Genomic DNA, 22,588 nt, shown 5'->3' on the forward strand with positions numbered 1-22,588 from the left:
TCAGCTGCGGACTTGTTCAGCTGCGACCTGGCGTCAGCCGTGACTTGGCAGCCGTGACTTGGCGCGTGATCTGGCGTCAGCCGCGTTGTGCTAGCGCCATTCGGCCGGGACCGTCCATTGGTTCAGCTCCACGGTCCTGTGCTCTGCAAGATAAGGTGCGTAGAGCTGCCGCATCCAAAAGCGGAAATTCGGGTAGTTCCTGATCAGCTTGTAGAACGCCTCCCCCATGTTCAACGGACTGAGACAGGTCCCGTTCGGTGGCTTGGACGTCATCGCGCGCAGCGAATAGCTTTGCATGCAAGCCCGCGTTTCGCTTTCGGCCACCGAACTTAGTCCGCGGAAGCTGTTGGTTGCGTGCAACCGATACATGTACTGATCGGATTCCACGTATTTTGGTTCGACGATCGTGATCGCGCGCAGCGCGAATTCCCAATCGTGACAATATTTGAGGTCCGCGAACCACCCAGCCTGCCGCAACAGTTCGGCGCTCAACACGAAATTTCCCGTCGAGGCGGCGATCTGCGACTCCAGGAAGGACCACGACAGCGGGCGATCGGAGCTTACCGCCTGGCTCGTTGCGTATCTGAGACGCGCCGGAAACTGATAACTCTTGATGGATTTCCCGTTCTCGTCGATCGGCTCGATCGCGGAGAAGCCGAAGAACACCTTTTCAGCGCCATGGCGGCCGACAAATGTCTCGACCCGCTCCTTCGAAAAGGCGTCGTCCGAGTTGAGCAGGAAGAGCATGTCGCCCTTAGCAAGCGACAGCGCACGATTCCAGGTAAAGTGAGCTCCCATGTTGGTGGGATTCTTGAGCAGTTTGCACGATGCAAAACGCTTTGCGAACGACTTCCGCTTCAGAAGCCTTTCGGCCAGCTGGAAGCTGTTGTCCGGCGAATTGTCGTCGACAATGATCAGCTCAAGTTCGGGATGGGTCTGGTCGAAGACCGTCTCGAGACAGTGCTCGAGATAGGCCTCGTGCTTGTAGCAAGCAATCACCACGCTGGCTAACATAGGACTCTCAACTCAATGCCGAACGACCAGGGAATGGCTTGATCCAACCAGCAGGTTTTCTCCTTCGCCAACCTCGAGCATCGAAAGCCTGTACTCTCCGTCCGGCAGTCCCTTGAGCATGAAGCTGACCTCGAAGCCGAAGCAGCACTCGCGCGCGGTCGCCTTCATATACTCCGTGACGTCCATTCGCTCGTGCCAATCGATGACGAGGCAGTACCCGCTCTTGCCGGCGTTCGTCTCGCCTTCCGGAGACAACACCAGAAACGAGATGCGGTTTCTCAGGGGCTCGAAGCCATCCTTGGCAAAAACCCACCCTCGGACCAGCACCCTGTAGCGCGGGTCCACCACCACGCGCTCCTCCGTTTGCGAATTGATATTCTCGATCACGAACATCGAGCCATCCGGACTTGCGATGGCACCCTCAATTTCGACCGGCAAGCCTTCGCGAATGCTCTGGAATCCGGTGAGCGCGACTTCATTGCGCTGTAAGTTGGCGAGTACTTCGACATGAACTGCAGCACTCTTGATCGTCTGCTCGAGCTCCGATCTGCTCAAGCAGTCCAGCAGCGCGGAGTTCGAGCGCAGTTCTGCCGAGATCGACTCGCCGGCAGACACACGCCTGACGACGTCGAGATAGGCACGGCCGAAACGCGAGTCGGGCTCCAGATGGGCTCCCTCGGCCCATTCGTTCCACGAATTGATGAACACGATCGGCTGCTCGAAAGAACTCCGGCGCGCCCGCTCGGTCGCTTCACGAAGCCAGACTTCGAACGCCTCGGGGCTTGATCTGACGAACACGTGTCCACGCGAGCCCTTGCGCGGCGTGTTGTCCCAGCGCGGCATCACGGTTGGAAAGAACGGAAACTCGTAGACCTTGCCGAGCGTCGAGCGCATGGCTTCAAGATAGTCGTAGAGCTTGCCGGAAAACTCCGTCGGCGTCTCGACCTCTGCCCGGCTCAGCTCCCGCGCATTGACGGTATGGGGCGGGAATTCCACGGCGGCATCGCAATGGAATTCTCGCGGATCGAACTCGCCGAACGTCATCGCATTGCAAATCAGCAGCTCGCCGATGCCGAGTTGCCTTGCACGCACACGCCAGGTTTGGAACAGGCGTTCCTTGTCCGGGATCAGCGAGGGACGGTAGATCAGAAGGATCTTGCGACCGTCAACCGTGATGTAGCGATCATCCAGGAGGATATCTGCCATATCGTCAATGAAGCGGACGTCATCCTCGAGGGAGTGGTTTTGGCCGAGCAGCAGCTCGGTATCAGAACCATCCCATCGCCGTGACCAGTTTTCGTTCGCCCAGCAGATGCAGAACGGGATGTTCGGCTCGCCGTCCTCCAGCAAAAGCCGCAGCGGCCGCTCCAGCAATCTTCGCCCCTGAAACCAGTAGGCGTAATAGCAAAAGCCGTGAACGCCGTAGCGGCGAGCCAGGTCTGCCTGTTGCTGACGGGTCTCGACCAATCTCATGTCATAGAAGCCGAGATCCGCGGGCAACCACGGAGACTGGTGCGTGGCAAACTGCGGACGCATCTGGGAGACGTTGGTCCATTCGGTGAAGCCAGGCCCCCACCAACGGTCGTTCTCCGCGAACGAATGGAATTGCGGCAGGTAGAAGCAGACGTAGCGTACCTCCTTCACGGAGGCGGCGCCCGCCATGGCGGCAACCAGTTTCTTGTCGTTGTTCGGAAACAACAGATCGTCGTAATCGTCGGTCGAGAAGCCGAGCGCGACGACCACCTCGTTCGACTCGAGTTTCTCGAACAGCGGTATTTCGTAGTATTCGCCGTCGTTCAGGCTGATGCGCAGGTAGATCTGCACGGGCTTGCGTTCCAGCAGCGTATTCTTCAGGGCGCGAGCCAAACGACGGCGCACGCTTGGCGTGGATAGATTGATCCGAAATCCGGGACGCCCGATCACGGTGTGCGGACCGACGCTGGCCGGCACCGACCGGCCCGTCCGTCCCTCTTCGACACAGTGGGAAGCAACAAAAAGCGATATCGCAACGGTCGAAGCAGGCGACTGCGCATCCACAATCCAGCCGGAGATCACTCGCCCGGAGTGCTCGAGGATCGCACCACGCAGCCTCGGTCCCGACTGGAAATCGCTGACATCGGGATCCAGGAATACACTCTGTGATTGATCGTCCTGCTGAACCGGACTGGCAACGGGCAACATATCCTTCGTATCCCTGACGCTCCGTTCCACCATCTTGTTCATCGCTTCTCAAGCTCCTACCAACGTCTAACGCTGGTTCCAGTTTCTTTATCAGCCGTGTGGAAGATCGATATCCCGAGATCGCGTTGCCGTTCGAACCTGCCCCGGATCGTGACCTGATGCTTATCAGTCAACTTCACACAACCACAATGAGTATTTGTTGGCGATAGCCACATTAACGCAATCTCTCTGTCGTCGATATGAAAGCCATCGTTAGTTCTGCCCAGATTGTCGCGCGAAGCTGCCTGCTTCAGTGCCTTCGCGCCTAAAAACAAAGCCGCCGCTCGGCGCCGCGTGCGAAGCCCGCCTCCGACAATCTCAGCCAACACTCTCGCCCATTGCCTGCAGACGACGTCGCGCGCCTTCGTTGTTCTGCTGTGCCGCTTGTCGATACCAGTGCAGCGCCTGGTCGCGGTCCTGCGCGATGCCGTCGCCGGCGCGCAGTGCATCGCCAATCGCGAGTTGGGCTTCGACCATGCCCTGCTTCGCCGCGGCCTCGAACCATTCGGCCGCCTTCGCCGGATCGGCATCGCGCCCCTGTCCCCGGCCGAGCATCACGGCAAGGTTGTATTGCGCCGTCGTGTGGCCCTGGCGCGCCGCCGCCTCGTACCAGGTGACGCCCTTGGCGAGGTCCTGCTCGACGCCCTGCCCGGTGCAATACATCACCGCAAGCTTGAACTGCGCCGCGGCGTTGCCGCCGTCCGCCGCCTTGACGATCCAGCCGGCGGCGGCCTGCGGATCCTTGAGGCCGCTCTTGGGATCGGAATACAGCAGCGCCAAAGTGTGCTGGGCTTCGACGTGGCCGGCGCTTGCCGCACGTTTGAACCATTGCGCTGCGGCCGGAACATCGACGGCACCGCCGGATCTGCCCATGTGAAGCCCGCCCAGCTGAAATGCCGCAGCCGGATGGCCGGCCTCGGCCGCGTCGGTCAGCAGCGCACGTGCTTGCGCAAGACGCTCCGCGGACGGCTCATCCTGGATAAGAAACATCGCATAGGCCATCTTCGCATCGGCATCGCCGCCGTCGGCCGCCTTGCTGAGCCACTCCGCCGCACGCGCTTGATCGCGCGGCACGCCGTTGCCGGCAGAGTAGAGCCGACCGAGCTGCACGCCGGCGGCGCTGATGCCTCCCTCGGACGCGCGCTCGAACCACTTGATCGCAGCCGCGACATCGCGCGCCACGCCCCTGCCATTGAGATAGAACACCGCAATGTTGTGGGCCGCCGTGGCGTGGCCGCCCTCCGCCGCACGCTCGAACCATTTCGCAGCCTGACGGATGCTGGGCGGAACGCCGGTGCCGGTGGCATAGAAGCGTCCGGTCAGGAACTGCGCCTGCGTATCGCCGCGCTCGGCCGCCTTCTCGTACCAATACGCCGCCTCGCGCAGATCCGGCTCGGCGGCAGTCCCGAGCGCATAGAACTCGGCCAGCGCCTGGATCGCCGGCAGGTAGTCCTTCCGCGCCGCCTTGCGCAATGCGGTCTCGGCCCTGTCGAGATCCTTGACAGCCCCCTTGCCGCTCAACCGCAACAGCGCAATGTTGTAGAGCGCGATCGTATCGTCATGCGCAGCGGCACTCTGGAACAGCCGTGCGGCCTCTTCGACATTTTCGGGAAGCCCGGTGCCCTTGAGGCACATGAAAGCCAGCGCAACCTGTGCGCGAACATGTCCCTGCTCGGCCGCCTTGTGATACCAGATCGCGGCCTGCGCGTAATCGACCGGAACGCCGCGGCCCTGATAATACACATCGCCGAGTGCGAATTCGCCGGACGCCGCTTTCTGCTCGGCCGCGGCCTGATACCAGCGCAGGGCAGCAGCGTGATCCCGCACGCAACCTTGCCCGTTGGCATACATGTCGCCGAGAATCGATTGCGCCTCCGCCTTGCCGGCTTCCGCCGCCACCGACATCCAGAGGAATGCGGCATCGACGTCCTTGGCCACGCCTGTCCCGTTCGGGAAGACCAGATCGTGGAGGTTGATCGCCTTGTCGCCGAGACGGGCCGCCGTGGATTGCCGCCACATCTCGGGCCTGTTCGGTCCGAGCGTCGCCTTGACCCCGTTGAGGTAGATCAGGCCAAGCTGGAATTGCGCATCCAGATGTCCTTTCAGCGCGGCGCGTTCATACCACGCGACCGCGTCCGGAATGCTGCCGATAACGCCCTCGTTCCGCGCATAGAGCAGCCCGATCCGGTAATCCGCCTCAGGCTTGCCCGCCCGCGAGGCAAGCCGCCAAAAGCGCAGGGCTTCAAGGTATCGCCCGTTCTCGTAAGCCTCCAGTCCCCGTTCAAACTGCTTTGGGTCTGAACGGGAGGAGTCGGGCCGGAACAACTCGAGCAGGGATCTCGCAGACTCCATCATGGCTCGCGCATCGCTTCCGTCATGCCGCGCAGCATGTCGCTGAGCAGATACATCGCCACCGAACGGGTGCCGACATTGACATCGCCCTGCAGCGTCATGCCGGGGATGAGGCGGAAATTGTTCGGAACATTGGTGAAGTTGCTCTGGTCGACCGAGCATCGCGCCTTGTAGTAGGCATCGACGGGCTTTCCGTCGTCGTCAGTGGTGAAGGCGCCTTCGCTGATCCAGCGTATCTTGCCCGCCGCCGTGCCGTGCTCCGCCGCGTTGAAGGCATCAACCTTCAGCGTGCAGGGGTCATTCGGCCGGATAAAGCCGACGTCGCGGGACAGCACCTGGATCTCCGCCTCCAGCCGCGTCTTGAGCGGCATCAGCGTGATGAAGGGATCGCCCGGCTTCAGCACGGATCCGACCGAGAGCTTGGCAAGGGTGAGGACGACCGACGGCTCGGCAGCCGTCCATCGGACCAGGTCCTGATGCTTGATGGCCTTGTCGTAGGCTGCCCGGGCCGTATCCAAATTGTTGCGCGTCGTGACCAGATCCTGGCTCAGCTGCGCGTTCCACTGCTCGATGAAGGCCTTGCGATCGGCCCTCAGCGAGTCGAGCTGGTGTTGCGCTTCCAGCAGCGTGTTGTGCGTGTTGTCGATCTGACGCAGCAACTCCAGGCGCGTATCCTGCGACAGATAGAGGTTCAGCTTGGACCCGCTGCCGCTTTCGGCAAGGGTCGAGCGCATGTCCTCGATCTTGCCGGCGATCTCGGCGCGTTGACCATACCGCTCGTCGTCCTTCTTCGCCTTCGAGATTGTCGCTTCGGTCTGGCTGATCTTGGAATCGTAACTCGTCACCTGCGCGCTGTACTGAGCGACGCGCTGGTCGTAGAGCGCCTTCTGCAAGGCGTTGTACCTGGCGGCATCCGGATCCTTGGCGTTGCCATACGACAGCGGCTTGCCGGACAATTCGGCCTCGTCACGCGCAACCTGCGCATCGAGGCTCGCGATCTGCAGCTTGTACTGGGTGACATCGGCCGCGGTGAAGGTCGAGTCGAGGGTCGCAAGCAATTGTCCCGTGTCGACCTGCTCGCCTTCCCGAACATCGATCGTCTTGATGATCGACGGGTCCAGGGCCTGCAGCACGTTGATCTGATCGACCGGAACGATCTTGCCGCGGACGCTGGTGATCACCCGATCGAGGCGCGTCAGGCACATGATCGCCACGATGGATACCAGCAGCGCCGACAGCACGAACAGCGTCGCACGGGCCAACATCGGCTCGGGCGCCTCGCGGATGGCGTCGGTTTCGGACTGGAACTGGCGAACGGTCGCGAGCGAAGCTTGATTAGGAGACAAGGGTCGGACTCCTGAAGTTAGGCTTGTCGTTGCGGCCCGTCGGAACGAGATGCGTGTTCTGCTGGTACCAGAGCGAACTGTAGATGTCGTTGCGCTCCAGAAGTTCCTCGTGGCGACCGATATCGTTGACCACGCCGCGATTGAGCACGAGGATCGCGTCGGCCTTCGTCAGCGACGACAGGCGATGCGAGATGATGATCAGCGTGCGGCCGTGCGCGATCCGCGAAATGTTCGCATTCACGATCGTCTCGCTCTCCGCATCGAGCGCGCTGGTCGCCTCGTCCAGGATCAGGATGGGCGGATTGACGATCAGCGCGCGCGCGATCGCGAGGCGCTGACGCTGTCCGCCGGAGAGGTTGGTGGAGCCCTCGTAGACATAGGTCTCGTAACCCCGCGGCAGCTTGTCGATGAACTCCTCGGCGCCGGCCAATCGCGCCGCCCTGACGACGTCGTCGAAGGTCGCGTCCGGCTTTGCCGCGGCAATATTCTCGCGGATCGTGCCGCTGAACAGGAAGTTCTCCTGCAGCACGACGCCGACGTTGCGCCGCAGATGGTCGACATCGTATTCGCGAACATCGATACCGTCGACCTTGATCAACCCGCCATAGTCGGAGTGCAGGCGCTGCAACAGCCGCGTGATCGTGGTCTTGCCCGAGCCGCTCTTGCCCATCACGCCGAGCGTCGTGCCGAGCGGAATCTCGAAGGAGATATTGTTCAGCGCCGGCGACACCGCGCCCTTGTACTTGAACGTGACGCCGGAGAACTCGATCAGGCCCTTCAGCGGAACCCGCACGCCATGGCCAGAGCGTCCCTCCTCCGGCAGCTGATTCACCAGATTGCCGACGATGGTGACCGCGGTGCGCGCCTCGTCATACTGGTTGATGAGTTGGGCCATCTTCATCAGCGGGCCGGCAACACGCTGCGACAGCATCAGAAAGGCAAACAGCGCCCCGACATAGACCGGATCGCCGCTCGATACGGCGAGGTAGACGCCGAGTGCATAGGGAGCGCTGACCGCCAACCGTTCCAGCGGACGGACCAGCGTCTGGATCATGTTTCCGGTCATGCCTTCGGCAAGACGCGCCTTGGCGGCGCGCGCCACCAGCACATCCCACATGTGCCGCTGGCGCGTGTCGAGCGCCAGCGATTTGATGGTCCTCATGCCGTTCAGGCTCTGGATCAGAAACGCCCCCTGCGCGCCTTCGGCGGCAAGAACCGCCGAGGAGCTCCGCCGGTACACGGGCAGCATCAGGATGAGCCAGACCACGATCATTGCGGCAAAGCCCAGCACCATCAGCGTCATGATCGGGCTGAAGAAGAACATGACGGGCAGGAAGAAGATCAACGTCGTCGAATCGAGGACCGTCCCGAACAACTGCCCGGTCAGGAAGCCGCGAATCCGGAACACTTCGCGAATGTCGCGGGAAATCAGGCCGACAGGATTCTGCTCGAAATAGTCGATCGGCAGATTGAGCACCTTTTCGAACACGTAGGTCGACAATTTGACGTCGAGGCGTGCCGTCAAGCTCTGCACGAGGTATTGCCGCAGGAACGAGAACGCCGTCTCGAACAGGATGATCACCAGCATCGCAACGCACAGCACGTAGAACGTATTGTACGCCTTGTAGAAAATGACCTTGTCCGAGAGCAGCCTCCAGAACATGATCGGTGCCAGCCCCATGAAGCCCAGCACCAGCGCCGCGATCGCGACGTCGCGCATGATGCGCCGTTCGCGGAACACCAGGGCGACGACGAAACCGAAGCTGAACGGCTGCGTCTCGTCCGAAATCTCATAGTCGCGCTTGGCCATGACGACGTCGCCCGACCAGATGTCCTCAAAGCGCGGTTGGTCGATGACGAGCAACGCGTCCTCGCCGGCATTCGGATCCTGCAGGACCACCCGGGAGCTGTTTTCATCGCCTTCGAGGCGCAGCAGCACCATGTGGCTGCCGTCGCGCAGCCGAACGATGGCCGGCAGCGCCCTCTTGAGATGGCTCAGGCTCTTCCAGTCCAGCGTGACGGCCTTTGCCGTCATGCCCGAGGAATTCGCGCACTTCAAAAGCTCGGCCAGCGTGACTTCCTGGTCGCCCAGGAGGTTGTCGTGGATCAGCTGGGACGGGGTCAGATGCAAACCATGCTGTCTTGCCACGATGACGAGACAAGCGAGCCCCGAAGGTGGCAGGGCCTCCACCGAAGGTGCGCCGACGAGCGAGAGGTGTTTGGTCATGGATGCCTCGAAGTTTCGACTGCGCAAGGTCCGGTCCCCAGCGAGATATAACTTATCACTGTTAGTTCGCTAACGCAGCATTTTCAGCGCGTCGCCCGAAAAAGATATGTTTCGCGGCAGGCCGCGAAGCCAGTTTCGAGCGCGTTCTCGTGCGACTTAACCAGGGAACCTTATAACATTGTTTAACATCGACAAATCACGAGTCGGCGGTCACCGTCTCCTGGAAGTCGAATCCGCAGGCCTCCAGCTGTGGCCTGATCCGCTCGTCCCTGGCCTCCGGCATGAGTGCCAGTGCACAGATCTCAAAATTCCCGCTCCGAACCGACACCGTCGGGAAACCGGCGCTGAGCAGCAGGTTCCCCATCCGCTCGGTCGAAAAGCCGGTCTTGTGCGCCATGTGGTGGCGCCCCTGCTCGATCGCGCCGGAATGCCCGTAGATCATGTCCAATGGCCGGATCGGACCTGCCGGCGAGACGTAAGCGATCGCACCGAGGCCGCGCGTCAACATGTGCTGAGCGACCGCCTCGAGGTCGGGAGACATGATCAGTGCGAATCCGTCCGGTTTGAGGACTTGGCGGAACTGGACGAATGTGGGGTGAACCTCATGGGCATAGAGGTGCTCCATGACATGAGAACACCAGATCGCATCGAACGAGGCCGCCGGGAACAATCGGGCAAGATCGGTAATCGACCCGACGACGTCGGGATTCACGCCGCTGTCGACGTCTAATCGAATCTCGTCCCATTCATGCGATGTCAGGAGCGGCTGGATGCGCTTGGTAACCGTCGATCCAGCGCCGGCATTCAGCATTTTCTTCGTGGCCAATTCGAGAGCTCCGCGGGTTCGTTAAGCGGCTGAGTTCTGCAGCGATCGTTCGTCTTGACCAAATGTGCCGGGGCCGCAGATAGCCGTCGGCCCCAGCACCGTCGTGTCAAGCGAGCGGCACGGCTTTACAAAAGCTACGTGGTCCGAATGTGACGAACTAACTTCTAACGTCGATTGGCTAAAATGCCCGGGGCGGAACTTGTGATTGATTTGATACATCCGACTCGGATCGGTCGACAAGGTTCCAATCGGAATGTGCGCATGCACTTCCCCTGACGCGAGCCGTCGAACTCATCGCAGGCGCGTCATGATCGTCAACCGCAGCCTATTCGATCATCAATCACCCACTTTTGACGGCCATGCCGACGATCGAAGAAAAAAGCGCCGCCTCAACCTCGGTTGGGGCGGCGCCTTCGCTTAGTGCAGACCTAGGATCTTACAGCTTGGTCGAGTTACCATCGTTGAAGATCAGGTATTCGATGTTGCTGATCTGGGTCACCTGACCATTGCTGAAGGTGATGTCCATAGAACCGTTCGATCCAGGGCTGATGTCGCTCACGTCGGTCGAAGCGTGATCCAGGAAGGTCAGGGAGTCCTTGTTGCCGCCACCGCCATCGATGGTGTCGCTGCTGGTGGCGTTGTTCAGGTAGAAGTAGTCCTGACCGGAGCCGCCAACCATCGAGGCCGTACCGGTGTCGGAGCCGACGAACGAGTCCTTGCCGTCGCCACCGATCAGCGTCTGCGTGCCCGAGCCGGCGACCAGCGTATCGTTGCCGGAACCGCCAAACAGCGTGTCGTTGCCGGCACCGCCATACAGCGAGTCGTTGCCGGCACCACCATCGAGCGAGGTCGCGTGCGACGCATCGCTGCCCGAGTAGAGCACGTCCTTGCCGTTGCCGCCGAACTCGGCAGCAGTCTGGGTACCGCCGACAAGGAGATCGTTGCCGTTGCCGCCATGCAGCGTGTCGACACCGGATCCGCCATACAGCGTGTCGTTGCCGGCGCCGCCGTCCAGGCTGTCGTTGCCCGCACCAGCGTACAGCGCATCGTTGCCCTTGCCGCCATCCAGTGTGCTCGAATTGCCGGCGGTGCTGCCGGACGCCAGCACGTCGTTGCCGTTGCCGCCGCTCAGCTGCGACGAGCTGCCGCCGTAGAGCGTGTCGTTGCCGGCGCCACCGTTCAGGGTGTCGGCACCGGAGCCGAACAGCAGATCGTTGCCCCTGCCGCCATCCAGCGTGCTGTGACCGGAGGCGTTGTCGACCAGCACGTCGTTGCCGGAGCCCGCATCGATCGAGTCGTGACCGGCACCGCCGAAGATGGTGTCGTTGCCGGAGCCGGTGAGAACCGTCGTGTCGCCGGTGTTGTTGACGAACACCTGATCGTTGCCGGAGCCGGTCGCAGCCAGCACGGGGGTGCTGCCGTTCACCGTCAGCGTGACGTCCTGATTGGTCGCCTCGATGATCGCCTTCAGGTTGGCGTCGGTGTTAACAGTGTTAACGGGGTTGGTTTCGATCAGAACATTGGCGTTCGGATCCGGGTTGGTGATCCCAGACCCCTCCTGCACCGGAATCGTCGCGCCGTTATCCGGGCTGGTGTATCCGATCCCCGCGTTGATCAGATAGTCAAGGATCTGTTGCTGGGTCGAGTGATCGATCGTGGAGTTGATCGCCGCTTTAAGGTCGGTCTGGTCTAGATTGTAAGTCGCCATCGATGTAGCCCCTGCTTGGGATACGAGGATTCAAGCCGCTCGCCCACACTTAAGCTGTTGATTCACAACTAGTTTGTTGCGATGCAACTCAAATGTGGACCCAGGTTACGAACTTGTTAAGTCCATTGTTAAGTCCGCTAGGCCGGAGTGTCAATCAGCAATGCGCTGTTAACACCTGGTTCCCTGAGATTTATGTGAGACTTAGCACCACTTCGTATGCACTATAACATTCAGCGCAGGGCAATCACCAATGTTAGCCGCGGCGCAAAAAAGGTAGTGATTATACGGGGTTTCACGGGGGCCCGGGATACCGCGGGCGCGCTGAATTTCACTGATGCCGCGAGCGCTTCGATGGGATTTTCTGATCTGAAAAAAATATTTCTGCATCGCGTGAGACGTTTTGCAAAAAAGCGTCAAACTTCGCAGCCGGCGCCCCGCCGGCCAGTGTTATAACGCCGCCTGGCCGCAGTTTGCGGGCTCGATCAAGCGAGATCCGAGGAATCACCCGCAGAATCAGCGCCGTTCGACCGCGCGATCAAAACCTGGCGCGACGCCGACCGGACGCCGCATTGTAACAAATTAACATCAGATTTGGCGCAACATGTTAGCGACGCGCATGGAACGGGCGGCACGAGGCCCGATCGCGGGCCGAGCGCCGACCTGCGGCGATCATCCCCTGGCGGCGCGCGCGTAGATGGCCTCGAGCATTCTGCGGTTCTCGTCCGGCGCGTAGTGCTCGAGATAGGCGGCCCGTGCGGCCCGTCCCCATGCGGCGGTCAGGCCGGCGGCGCCGAGAACCTCACCGATCCGCTTTCCGAGCGCGGCCGCGTCGCCCGGCGGCACCAGCGCGCCGGTCTTGCCGGCGGTCACCACCTCGGCAAGTCCGCCGATCCCGGAGGCGATCACCGGCGTGCCTCGCGCGAAGGCTTCGACCACGACCATCGGAAATCCCTCGTACCACAGCGACGGCACCACCAATGCCTCGGCATTCGCCATTTCCCGCAGCACCTCACCGCGCGAGAGCCCGCCCAGGAACGCGACATGGCCGGGCGCCCGAGCCTCGAGCGCGAGGCGCTCAGGCCCCTCGCCCACGATCCGCAAGGGCATGCCGGTCCCGGCAACGGCATCGAGCAGCACGCCGACGCCCTTCTCGCGGCTCAGCCGTCCAACGTAAAGCAGCCCGCTGCGCGCCGCCGCCCAATCGGGCGCCCCCGGATCGGCGATGAAGTTCGGCTTCACGTCGATCCGGTCGGCGTCGAAGCCGGCCTGCGCGAACAGGGTTTTGGCAAACTGCGTCAGCGCGATCAGGCGCAGCCCGGGACGCGTCCAGGTGCCGCGGCGCTGGTGCTGCTCGATCATGTAGGCCGAAGCGATCGAGCCCGGAAGCGATCCGCGGTAGCAGCGGTGCACGACGCCCCAGCGATGTCCACGGTCCAGGCACTTGTGGCAGATGCGGCCGTCGCGCAGCAGCATGCCGCCGGTGCAGATGGTGCGATAATTGTGCAGCGTCACCACCGCGGGCACGCGCTTTTGCCGGCAGAGATCGAACACGGCGGGCGACAGCAGCGGGAAGAAATTGTGGACGTGCACGACGTCGGGGCGAAAGCGGTCGATCGCCTCCGCCACGACCCGCTTTCCCTCCGCATTATCGGCGATCGACAGCGTGGTCGTGATGCGTGCGGGGAGCGAATTGATCGTCTCGTTGCTGACCGTGAGCGTTTCAACGCTGTGTCCTGCGGCGCGCAGCAGGTCCACTTCCGCTTCAAACACGACGTCCTCGCCGCCGCGTCCCTGATACCTGTTGTGGGCGACCAGGATCTTCATGATCGGGCCGGATCAGAGAACCAGCGCAGCTCGGTCACCAGGCTTTGGCCGCCCGCGAGCGTACCGGAGCCGATCAGCGTCGCTGAGGGCACCTTGAGATCGAAGGACGGCGAATACCAGCCGGCCGGCATGGTCTCGTCACCCCGATGCGGCATCCAGCTCAGTGCCGCCGGCAGATCGAGCTCGCCGCGCCCGCCCGGCCATGCCAGCTGCGCCCTGTGCCCTTCGAGCCTGCATTCGACGTCGGGACCGAGATGCCAGCTGAGGCTCGCCTGCACCGCAAGCCCTTCATCGGCAAGCACGACATCGGTGACGACGAGCCGCGCCGCCTGACGCTGCAATTGCACCGAGCGGCGATGCACGACACCTGCTTCGCCCCGATATCCCGAATGCTCCGCAACCCAGCTCGCATCCGCATCGCGATCGTCAAGGCCGCTTGCTGCGACAAGCCGGGTCTGCGCATGCCGTGTCCAGAGAAACGGCCCGCCCGACACCGACTGGTCGCGCGCGAACAGGCAGAGCGTGTTGTGCGCCAGCGTGGAGCGGAAGTAGGCCCGCCATCGCGGATCGCCATGGTAGCAATAGGTGCCGGGGTCGGCGAAGATCTCCACACCACCGATCCTGCATTCGAGCGACAGCGCGTCCGCATGGGCGTGGGCGGCAATGCGGCCGAAGCCATGCGGGCCGTGGTCACAACGGCACCACACCGCGCGCTCGGAATCGATCAGAAAGGCCTGTCCCGCCCCTTCAAGCAAATGCGGGCGGTGCTTGGGCCGCCCAGCGATCGCACGGGCCTCATTGCCTTCGGTGAGCACAAGGGTGCGCAGATCGGGCTCCGGCGATTTGGGCCACCATGGCAGCTCGCCGAACAGGCGCGCACCGGTGGCGAGCAAGCCGAGCCAGCGATTGCCAGCGTGATCGTCGAGCAACAGGCCGATGCCGTCGTCACCGTCGCCCTGCCGCGGCGGATGACCGCGATCGTCCAGCATCGCGGCAATGACGTCGCTCATGCGGCACATCGTGGTCCAGACCGCATCGCCAAGCGGATGTCCGGACGACTGGCCCTGCACTGCCGCCGCCAGCAGCAGTTCGAGAACAAAGCCGTGATAGTCGGTCGCGAGCTCACTGTTGCTGCCGCAGGCAAGCGTCTGCGCAACGGCTTCGTGTGCCAGCGTGCCGGCCGATTGCTCACGCCATCGCGCACTGTCCTGGAAGAACGGAAACACGCAAGCCGCCACGAACTGCCCGGCAGCCTCCGCGATGAGGTGGTTGTTGGCCGAGGAGCCACGGCTTGGGAACTGCGACAGCCAGTATTGATGCGCATAGAGCTGCGTCAGGAACAGATCGTTGTTTTCGAACAACGCAGCAGCGCCGGGCCAATTCTGCAGCAGCTGGCGCACCCAGGCCCACGAGATCAGCCGCACGCCAAGCTCGATGCCGCTGATCCAGTGCGGGCCGCGCGGGAACGGATTTTCGCGCCACCAGCTCACCAGATGCTCGGCCGCGCGCCTGGCGTAGCGCTCGTCGGAGGTCAGGTAATACGCGGTCGCGAGCACCGTGAGATGGTGGTGACGCGACGGCTCCCAGATGTATTTGATGTTTCCGACCGCGCTTTCGTCACGATAGGGAACCGCGAATGCGTGCACGCCGGCCGGCGCCCGCTTCCCGCTTCTGATATCGACGAACCAGTCGGGCCGTTCGCCGAGGGCCCCATGATCCCTGGCGAAAATCCGCCACTGCCCGGCGAGAATCCGGTCGGCGCTCTGGATCAGCCGTTCGGCGGCCTGTCCCGGGGCGTGGGCGGGCAAAGGCAGCGGCTTCAGGCGCGGCTGCCGCGGGCCGGGAGCGAGCTTGGCGCCGGCGCGCCGTGCGATATCGGGCGGAGTGATCCGCCAGAGCAGATGCAGCACCTGGTCGTTCACCCGTCCGGCAAGCTCGGACGGCTCCATGCGCTGCAGCCTGCGCAGATACCAGGCCGGATTCATCTCAACGCAGTCGAGGCGCGCGCGACGCCCTGCTCCGCCGCGCCGGCCGTCAGATCGATCGGCATCCCGGCGGCCGCGCTTTCCTGGACGGCAAGTGTTGCGCGCGTGGTCGCCAGCAGCGAGTCGAGCACAATCGGCATCGCAGCTCCCGATGCGACCGCAGCGATGAAGGCATCCAGCATCGGCCGCTGGCCCTTGTCGAGCCGCGCTGTCTTGGCCGTGCGCTGTCCGGCGTGCCAGACCTCGAAGCCCGAGAAATTGTCGAAGGCGGCAAAACCCGTGCTTGCCGATATCTCGAGCGCTTCCTTCGGCACCCGCGGATCGCCGCCGGTGAGATAGCTGAGGCTTGCGACCGAACCGTCGGCAAAATCGAAGGTGGCGACCAGATTGTCGACGTCCTTGCCCGCCGTGCTCGCGAAGACACGCACCGGCCCGGCGCCGAGCCACCAGCACAGCACGTCGATGAAATGGCCGCCCTCGCCGACGAAGCGGCTGCCTTCGCTTTCGGCCTGCAGATACCAGGATGACTTCTCCAGCGGCCCGGCCATGACACGATATTGCAGGGTCTGCGGTCCTGCCGGCGCGAACGTCGCGCGCATGCCCTGCAGCAGCGGCGAAAAGCGGCGGTTGAAGCCGACCATCAGCCGGTTGTTGCCGGTTTCCCGGATCACCTGCTCCAATCGATCGAGCGAGTTTGTATCGATCGCCAAGGGCTTTTCGACAAACACCGCCTTGCCGGCGCGCAGCGCCTGCGTCGCGAGGTCGGTATGGGAGGCATGGCGCGTTGCGATCAGCACGGCATCGATGTCGTCGGCGCCGAGCACCGATGCCGCGTCCGTCGAGGCGCGCGCGAAGCCGAATTTGCGGACCGCAGTGGTGCCGCTCAGGCCGGTATTGGTGGCGACCTCGACGAGATCGACGCGCTGGTTGCTCGCAAGCTGCGGCAACAGCATGCTGGAGGCATAATTGCCGGCGCCGATGACGCCGAGCCGCACCCGGCCGCTGCGCGAGGCAACCGCCGGACGATAGATCATCTGCATCGCGCGGGGAGCGGCGTCCGGATAGGCGAACACCATGCCGAGGCCGACCTCGCCGCGGCTCATGCGCTCGAACGCCGACGTCGCCTGCTCCAGCGGTACCATTTCGGAAATCAGCGAGGAGAAATCCAGCCGCCCGTCGGCGAGCAACCCAACGATCGCTTCCATGTTGCGCTTCTCGGTCCAGCGCACATGACCGATCGGATAATCGATGCCGCCCTCCTCATAGAGCGGATCGTAGCGGCCAGGGCCGTAGGAGCGCGAGAAGCGCACGTCGAGCTCCTTGTCGTAGAATTCGTTCCACGGCAGGTTCAGCGTGCATTTGCCGATATCGACAATGCGGCCGCGGTCGCGCAGCAATGCCGCCGAACGTGATGCGAGATCGGGATCGTCGCTGCCCGCGGTGATGAACACGCAATCGACGCCGTTGCCTGCGGTCAGCTGGTCGATCCGGGCGCGGAATTCGGCCGCGGCATCATCCGATGCGACGGCACAGACCGCGGCGCCCGCAGCCTCCGCCTGCCGGCATCGCGCCTCCAGCCTGTCAAGCCCGGCGACCACGACACCGGCGCTGCGCAGCAGCCGCACCATGATCTGCCCGATCAGGCCAAGACCGATCACGCAGGCGGTCTCGCCGAAGCGGATCTCCGACTGGCGCATCGCCTGCAGCGCGATCGAGGCGATCGTGGTGAATGCGGCCTGGTCCAGCGCAGCGCTGTCCGGCAGCGGCACGCAAAGGTTCACCGGCACCCAATTGTATTCGGCGTGGGTTGCATATTGATTGCCGCCGCAGCAGACGCGCTGTCCGACCGAGAAGCCGCCGACGCCCTCGCCGACCTCCACCACGGTGCCCGACAGCGAGTAGCCGAGCGGCGTGTAGGAATCGAGGCGGTTCATCACCTTCTGATAGGTCGCGAGCAACCCCTGCTGGCGGACCGAGCTCACCACCTTGGCAACCTGGTCGGGTCGCGCGCGCGCCTTGCCGAACAGCGACAGGCGGCCTTCGGTGAACTTCATCATCTCGGTGCCGGTCGACACCGCGGAGAACGCCGTGCGCACCAAAACCCCGCCGGGGCGGCAGCGCGGCGCCGGCACATCGATCAGCTTGAGTTCGCCGCTCTTATAGTTCTGCGCGATCTGCTTCACGGTCGGTCAATCGCCTCAAGTTAACAGCGCTCCTTGTATCGCGCCCGCCGCCCGCAATGAAGCCAGGTCATAATTATCTCATTGCCGGAGACTTAACATTGTTATCATTCCAGCAACAGGACCGGTTTTGGCGAGATCTCGACCTCGCCGCTGGCGACAGGCCCTTCGCCGCCGTCGAGGCCCTGGTAGAGGCTAAAATGCGGGTCGACCCGATAAACGGACCGGCCCTTGGTGGTCCAGAGGATCAGACCGTTGCGGCCATCCGGCATGCGAAGCTCGACGCGCCAGGTCGACGGCGACGTCCTGCCTGCCGCCACGACGCTTGCACCGACCAGCCAGGACTGGATCGTGCGGTAGGCAATTCCGCTCGGCAGCAGCCCGCGCACCGGGTCCCATAATTTTCCAAAGTCGCTGCCGCCTCCGGCAAACTCGTACCAATAGAAGCGGTCGACACCGCTGATCCATTTCAGGATGTATGCGCGCGCCAGACACCCGTCGGGATTGTCCTCATAGGAGGACCAGCCGGCCTCGGTGTCCCAGATCGGCCTCGCGGACAGGTCGTGCGCGGCGAGGATTTTCTTGAAGCGCGCAATGATTCCGAGCACCGCCTCGGGTTCGCTCGTGTAGCCGTGGAAGGCGAACACATCGGCATATTGTCCGCCACCTTGCGCCATGAAGGCTTCTTGCCAGCGATACCCGTCCGGCGTGCCATTGGACGGCGGCGTCAGCACGGTCAGCGTGGGATCGCTGGCTTTAATGATCTCGTAGGCCCGCTTCTGCAGCTGGACCATAGTCGCGATATTGCCCGAGTAATATTTGGGATCCTCGGGCTCGTTCCAGATTTCCCAGTATTTGATGCGGCCGGCGGCACGCGTGACCGCCGCACGCACCCAGTCGTCCCATGACGCGAGATCGGCCGGCGGTGAGCTTGCGCCCGGCGTGAACGCCGGCGGCGCATCCTTCACCGACGCGGCCCATCGCGGCGTATAGGCGAGATTGAGGACGATCTCGACGTGCTCGCGCTCCGCCGCGGCAAGGATGGCGTCGAAGCGCGCCCAATTGTAGATGCCGGGCGCCGGATTGATCTGCGCCCAGTAGATCGCGCCCCACAGCCGAACGCCGTCGAATTTGAGCTCGGGCCAGGGCTGCGACTTTGACTGCGACTGCCCGATCGCGTTGATCGTCATGCCGAAAAGCGTCGGCGGGATCACCGCATTCACGCGGCTCGCATTGAGCGCATCGTATGCCGTCAAACCAGCCCACTGCAGCGGCCATTTGTAGGCCAGCGGCAGCAGCGCGCTCAAAACCAGCGCAATCAATGCCCTTTGGCCCCAATCCCTCACTCTGCCTGCCATGTCCCTGTCTCGTCGCCGTCACATCCGCGTCGGGATTGCATAGTGGAAGCCGCGCATGTTAATGCCGATGTTAGTCGGATTGTGATGTTGTTAGGTCAATGGTATAGATCATCGCAGATGTCGAGAGCTGAACCATCACCGCGGCGGATCCTGATCATCGTCGAGAACCTTCCGGTTCCTTTCGATCGCAGGGTGTGGTGCGAAGCAACGTCGCTGCGCAAGGCGGGTTATGAAGTTTCGGTGATCTGCCCGAAGGGCCGCGGCCATGACGAATCCTACGAATGCCTCGAGGGCATTCACATCTACCGTCATCCGATGCCGGTGGAGGCGCGCGGGATCGCCGCCTACCTGATCGAATATCCGGTCGCACTGTTCTGGGAAACGCTGCTGGCGATCAAGGTGGCGTGGAAGCACGGCTTCGACGTGATCCAGGGCTGCAATCCCCCCGACCTCATCTTCCTGATCGGCCTGTTGTTCAAGCTCGGCGGCAAGCGCTTCGTGTTCGATCATCACGACGTCAATCCCGAGCTCTACGAAGCAAAATTCGGCCGCAGGGACTTCTTTTGGCAGCTGCTGCGGCTGGTCGAGTATCTCACCTTCAAGACGGCGAGCATCTCGATCGCGACCAACGAATCCTATCGCGAGATCGCGATCGCGCGCGGCGGCATGCCGGCCAACCGGGTTTTCGTGGTGCGATCCGGCCCCAATCTCGACCGGGTGCGTTCGCGGCCGGCCGATCCGGCCTGGCGCCGTGGCCGACGCTACAGCGTCGGCTATGTCGGCGTGATCGGCCAATCGGAAGGCATTGATCTCTTGCTGCAGTCGATCGGCCACATTGTGCACGATCTCGGCCGCACCGACATCCAGTTCAACATCGCCGGCACCGGGCCGGAGTGGAATGCGGTGGTCAAGCTCTGCGAGGAGATGCAGCTCTCCGACTACGTGAACTTCACCGGCGCCATCGCGGATGACGCGCTGTTCACGATGCTCTCGACCGCCGACGTCTGCGTCAATCCGGACCGCGTCACGCCGATGAACGACATCTCCACCATGAACAAGATCATGGAGTACATGGCGCTCGGACGGCCGATCGTTCAGTTCGACGTCCGCGAAGGCCGCCGCTCGGCGCTCGACGCCTCGCTCTATGCCGCGAAGAACGATCCGAGGGATTTCGCCAGCAAGATCATTACGTTGATCGACGATCCGTCATTGCGGCAGTCGATGGGGGCATTTGGCCGCAACCGCGTCGAGCGTGCGCTGTCGTGGACACATGAGGAGCCGAAGCTGCTTGCGGCCTATGAGTCGTTGTTTGCCGGGACGGTGCCCGCGCAAAGCCGTGCGCCGCGCGCGCATGCACCCGCCGAGCGGCCGACCTCGGAACCGTCCAGCGCGAACGCAGCCGCCGGGCGGGCATCGTCTTGAACGCGCAGCCGCTTCACTCACGTCAAACGCGACGCGGCCACGCGCACGTCCTGGATTGTTGAAGGTCGAAGCATGAACGTCAGCATTTTCGGCCTCGGCTATGTCGGAACGGTCTGCGCCGCCTGCTTCACCGAGCTCGGCCATCAGATCATCGGCGTCGACAAGAGCGTTGCGAAGGTCGACCTGATCCGCGGAGGCAGATCGCCGGTCGTCGAGCCGGGCATCTCGGACAAGGTGGCGCGCGCGGTGGCAACCGGTCAGCTGACCGCGACCACCGACGCCACCGAAGCGATCGTCAACAGCGACATATCGATGGTCTGCGTCGGCACGCCCTCGTCCGGCAACGGCAATCTCGACCTGACCGCGATCCGACAGGTCGCGATCGAGATCGGCCGCGGACTGCGCGCCAAGAACGCACCGCACACCGTGACGATCCGCTCTACCGTGCTGCCCGGCACCACCCGCGGCACCGTCGGGCCGCTGATCGAGGAAGCCTCCGGCAACAGGATCGGACGCGACTTCGACCTCGCCTTCAATCCGGAGTTCCTGCGCGAGGGCAGCGCGATTGCGGATTTCAACGCGCCGTCCAAGACCGTGGTCGGCGCCTTCAACCAGGAAACCGCCGACCGCGTCATGGCGCTTTACAAGGACCTGCCGGGCGCCAAGATCACGCCGCCGGTCGAGACCGCGGAACTGGTGAAATATGTCGACAACAGCTGGCATGCGCTCAAGGTCAGCTTTGCCAACGAGATCGGCACGATCGCGAAGACGCTCGGCATCGACGGGCGCGACGTCATGAACATCTTCATGCAGGACACAAGGCTCAACATCTCGCCGGCCTATTTGCGGCCAGGCTTCGCCTTCGGCGGCTCGTGCCTGCCCAAGGACGTCAAGGCGCTGAAACACCTTGCACACAGCCGCGGACTGTCGACGCCGGTGCTCGAAAGCATCCTGCCGAGCAATGACATGATCATGTCGCGCGGCGCCGACTGGATCCTGTCGCATGAGGGCCGCCGCATCGCATTCCTCGGAATCAGCTTCAAGGCCGGCACCGACGATGTCCGCGACAGTCCCTTCGTGAGGCTGGTGAAGAGCCTGCGCGGCGAGCGGCGCGACATCCGGATCTACGACCCCAATGTGCAGCTGTCGCAACTGATCGGCGCCAACCGGGAATTCCTGATGCGCAATCCGGAGCTGGTCGGCCTGTTGAACGACGATGTGACCGCGACCATCGAGTGGGCCGACATTATCGTGCTGACGACGGCCGATCCGCGCTTCGTTGCGGCGCTGACTGCGACCCGTCCCGACCAGGTCGTGCTCGAACTGTCGGAGATCGGATTGCCCGAGCAGGTGCGCGCCAAAGTGAGCGGCTTTCACTGGTAGGGAATATCATGGCCACCATGGGCCAGACCCGCGAGCGACCCGAAATCCGCTTTCACGACGAGATTTCGTCGGGATGGGAGACGCTGCATCAGAGCCGTACCTTCAAGGCGCGGACGGCCGCGATGTTCGGTCTGGTCGGCAATGCGGACCTCAACGGGCAGCGCTGGCTCGACGCCGGGTGCGGCACCGGAACGCTGTCCCGCCTGCTCGCCGCGCGCGGCTGCGACGTCACCGGCGTCGACGCCTCATCGGAGATGATTGCGGCGGCTCGCAGCCACCTCGCCGACGGCACGCTCGCCGGGCGCCTCACATTCCAGCAGATCCCGACCATCGCTAGCCTGCCGTTTCCCGATCGATCCTTCGACGGCGCGCTGTGCGCGAGCGTGCTGGAATATGTTCCCGACGTGGCGCAGTGCCTCGCCGAGATTCATCGTGTGCTCAGGCCTCGCGGGCTGCTGCTGCTCTCGATCCCCAATCGAGACTCGCTGCTGCGCCGGGGCTACAAGCTCGCGCATGCGGCCTCTTCACGCGTGTCGGCGCGGCCGCTGTTTCGCTATCTCGCGTTCTCCAAATTCGACACCTCGCCGGCGGCCATGCAGGGTCTGCTCCGACAACACGGCCTCACGATGCTGGGGAGCAGCTTTGCCGGTTCCCCGCTCCCCCCGGCGCTCGATCGCCAACCCGCAGTGGGCACGCTGATCAACATCCTGGCCCGGCGCGACGATTGACGTGGCAGGCGGATG

Annotated in this window: 15 protein-coding genes; 3 read left to right on the forward strand and 12 right to left on the reverse strand. The window is 63.2% G+C overall.

The window, feature by feature from the left end; translation table 11 throughout:
• Window positions 1-90: 90 nt before the first annotated feature.
• The 12 genes from JEY66_RS29825 to JEY66_RS29880 form a co-directional block, all read right to left on the reverse strand.
• Window positions 91-1,014: a glycosyltransferase family 2 protein gene (locus JEY66_RS29825; protein ID WP_018270708.1), complete on the reverse strand. Its 924-nt coding sequence runs from the start codon at window positions 1,012-1,014 to the stop codon at window positions 91-93.
• 12 nt (window positions 1,015-1,026) lie between these two features.
• Complete coding sequence (locus tag JEY66_RS29830; protein WP_026192531.1) at window positions 1,027-3,237, reverse strand: glycosyltransferase WbsX family protein; 2,211 nt, start codon at window positions 3,235-3,237, stop codon at window positions 1,027-1,029.
• Window positions 3,238-3,251: 14 nt separating this feature from the next.
• A complete protein-coding gene (locus JEY66_RS29835; RefSeq protein WP_129964921.1) occupies window positions 3,252-3,560 on the reverse strand; it encodes a hypothetical protein in 309 nt (102 codons plus the stop codon).
• Entirely contained in the window at window positions 3,553-5,586 is a 2,034-nt protein-coding gene (locus JEY66_RS29840) for an SEL1-like repeat protein (protein ID WP_018270706.1), read from the reverse strand. Before JEY66_RS29840 ends, JEY66_RS29835 begins: the two co-directional genes overlap by 8 nt.
• A complete protein-coding gene (locus tag JEY66_RS29845; RefSeq protein ID WP_026192529.1) occupies window positions 5,586-6,932 on the reverse strand; it encodes an HlyD family type I secretion periplasmic adaptor subunit in 1,347 nt (448 codons plus the stop codon). The genes JEY66_RS29840 and JEY66_RS29845 overlap by 1 nt, the downstream gene beginning before the upstream one ends.
• The gene (locus tag JEY66_RS29850) at window positions 6,922-9,159 is read right to left on the reverse strand and encodes a peptidase domain-containing ABC transporter (protein ID WP_026192528.1); all 2,238 of its coding nucleotides are present in this window, start codon (window positions 9,157-9,159) and stop codon (window positions 6,922-6,924) included. The genes JEY66_RS29845 and JEY66_RS29850 overlap by 11 nt, the downstream gene beginning before the upstream one ends.
• Window positions 9,160-9,355: 196 nt before the next feature.
• A complete protein-coding gene (locus JEY66_RS29855) occupies window positions 9,356-9,970 on the reverse strand; it encodes a class I SAM-dependent methyltransferase (protein ID WP_016841687.1) in 615 nt (204 codons plus the stop codon).
• Between the two features lie 451 nt (window positions 9,971-10,421).
• Entirely contained in the window at window positions 10,422-11,693 is a 1,272-nt protein-coding gene (locus JEY66_RS29860) for a calcium-binding protein (protein ID WP_018270703.1), read from the reverse strand.
• Between the two features lie 669 nt (window positions 11,694-12,362).
• Complete coding sequence (locus JEY66_RS29865; protein ID WP_018270702.1) at window positions 12,363-13,517, reverse strand: glycosyltransferase; 1,155 nt, start codon at window positions 13,515-13,517, stop codon at window positions 12,363-12,365.
• Window positions 13,514-15,502, reverse strand: a complete 1,989-nt coding sequence (locus JEY66_RS29870; protein WP_018270701.1) for a heparinase II/III family protein — start codon at window positions 15,500-15,502, stop codon at window positions 13,514-13,516. The genes JEY66_RS29865 and JEY66_RS29870 overlap by 4 nt, the downstream gene beginning before the upstream one ends.
• Entirely contained in the window at window positions 15,499-17,685 is a 2,187-nt protein-coding gene (locus JEY66_RS29875) for a bi-domain-containing oxidoreductase (RefSeq protein ID WP_018270700.1), read from the reverse strand. The genes JEY66_RS29870 and JEY66_RS29875 overlap by 4 nt, the downstream gene beginning before the upstream one ends.
• 104 nt (window positions 17,686-17,789) lie before the next feature.
• The gene (locus tag JEY66_RS29880; protein WP_244620847.1) at window positions 17,790-19,040 is read right to left on the reverse strand and encodes a glycosyl hydrolase; all 1,251 of its coding nucleotides are present in this window, start codon (window positions 19,038-19,040) and stop codon (window positions 17,790-17,792) included.
• Between the two features lie 117 nt (window positions 19,041-19,157).
• On the opposite strand from JEY66_RS29880, the gene JEY66_RS29885 reads away from it, so the two are divergent.
• The 3 genes from JEY66_RS29885 (at window position 19,158) to JEY66_RS29895 (ending at window position 22,573) form a co-directional block, all read left to right on the forward strand.
• Window positions 19,158-20,462, forward strand: a complete 1,305-nt coding sequence (locus JEY66_RS29885; RefSeq protein WP_018270698.1) for a glycosyltransferase family 4 protein — start codon at window positions 19,158-19,160, stop codon at window positions 20,460-20,462.
• 72 nt (window positions 20,463-20,534) lie between these two features.
• Complete coding sequence (locus tag JEY66_RS29890) at window positions 20,535-21,845, forward strand: nucleotide sugar dehydrogenase (RefSeq protein WP_018270697.1); 1,311 nt, start codon at window positions 20,535-20,537, stop codon at window positions 21,843-21,845.
• 8 nt (window positions 21,846-21,853) lie between these two features.
• On the forward strand, window positions 21,854-22,573 hold the full coding sequence (locus tag JEY66_RS29895; protein WP_018270696.1) for a class I SAM-dependent methyltransferase: 720 nt from the start codon (window positions 21,854-21,856) through the stop codon (window positions 22,571-22,573).
• The last annotated feature ends 15 nt before the right edge of the window (window positions 22,574-22,588 follow it).

This window comes from Bradyrhizobium elkanii USDA 76, from assembly GCF_023278185.1.
In the GTDB taxonomy this organism is placed as follows: Bacteria; Pseudomonadota; Alphaproteobacteria; order Rhizobiales; family Xanthobacteraceae; genus Bradyrhizobium; species Bradyrhizobium elkanii.

What these genes read in the sequence shown, in the direction of transcription:
- JEY66_RS29825 (WP_018270708.1), bottom strand. Translation starts at nt 1,014, where the DNA reads ATGTTAGCCAGCGTGGTGATTGCTTGCTACAAGCACGAGGCCTATCTC.
- JEY66_RS29830 (WP_026192531.1), bottom strand. Translation starts at nt 3,237, where the DNA reads ATGAACAAGATGGTGGAACGGAGCGTCAGGGATACGAAGGATATGTTG.
- JEY66_RS29840 (WP_018270706.1), bottom strand. Translation starts at nt 5,586, where the DNA reads ATGGAGTCTGCGAGATCCCTGCTCGAGTTGTTCCGGCCCGACTCCTCC.
- JEY66_RS29850 (WP_026192528.1), bottom strand. Translation starts at nt 9,159, where the DNA reads ATGACCAAACACCTCTCGCTCGTCGGCGCACCTTCGGTGGAGGCCCTG.
- JEY66_RS29855 (WP_016841687.1), bottom strand. Translation starts at nt 9,970, where the DNA reads ATGCTGAATGCCGGCGCTGGATCGACGGTTACCAAGCGCATCCAGCCG.
- JEY66_RS29860 (WP_018270703.1), bottom strand. Translation starts at nt 11,693, where the DNA reads ATGGCGACTTACAATCTAGACCAGACCGACCTTAAAGCGGCGATCAAC.
- JEY66_RS29865 (WP_018270702.1), bottom strand. Translation starts at nt 13,517, where the DNA reads ATGAAGATCCTGGTCGCCCACAACAGGTATCAGGGACGCGGCGGCGAG.
- JEY66_RS29870 (WP_018270701.1), bottom strand. Translation starts at nt 15,502, where the DNA reads ATGAATCCGGCCTGGTATCTGCGCAGGCTGCAGCGCATGGAGCCGTCC.
- JEY66_RS29880 (WP_244620847.1), bottom strand. Translation starts at nt 19,040, where the DNA reads ATGGCAGGCAGAGTGAGGGATTGGGGCCAAAGGGCATTGATTGCGCTG.
- JEY66_RS29885 (WP_018270698.1), top strand. Translation starts at nt 19,158, where the DNA reads ATGTCGAGAGCTGAACCATCACCGCGGCGGATCCTGATCATCGTCGAG.
- JEY66_RS29890 (WP_018270697.1), top strand. Translation starts at nt 20,535, where the DNA reads ATGAACGTCAGCATTTTCGGCCTCGGCTATGTCGGAACGGTCTGCGCC.
- JEY66_RS29895 (WP_018270696.1), top strand. Translation starts at nt 21,854, where the DNA reads ATGGCCACCATGGGCCAGACCCGCGAGCGACCCGAAATCCGCTTTCAC.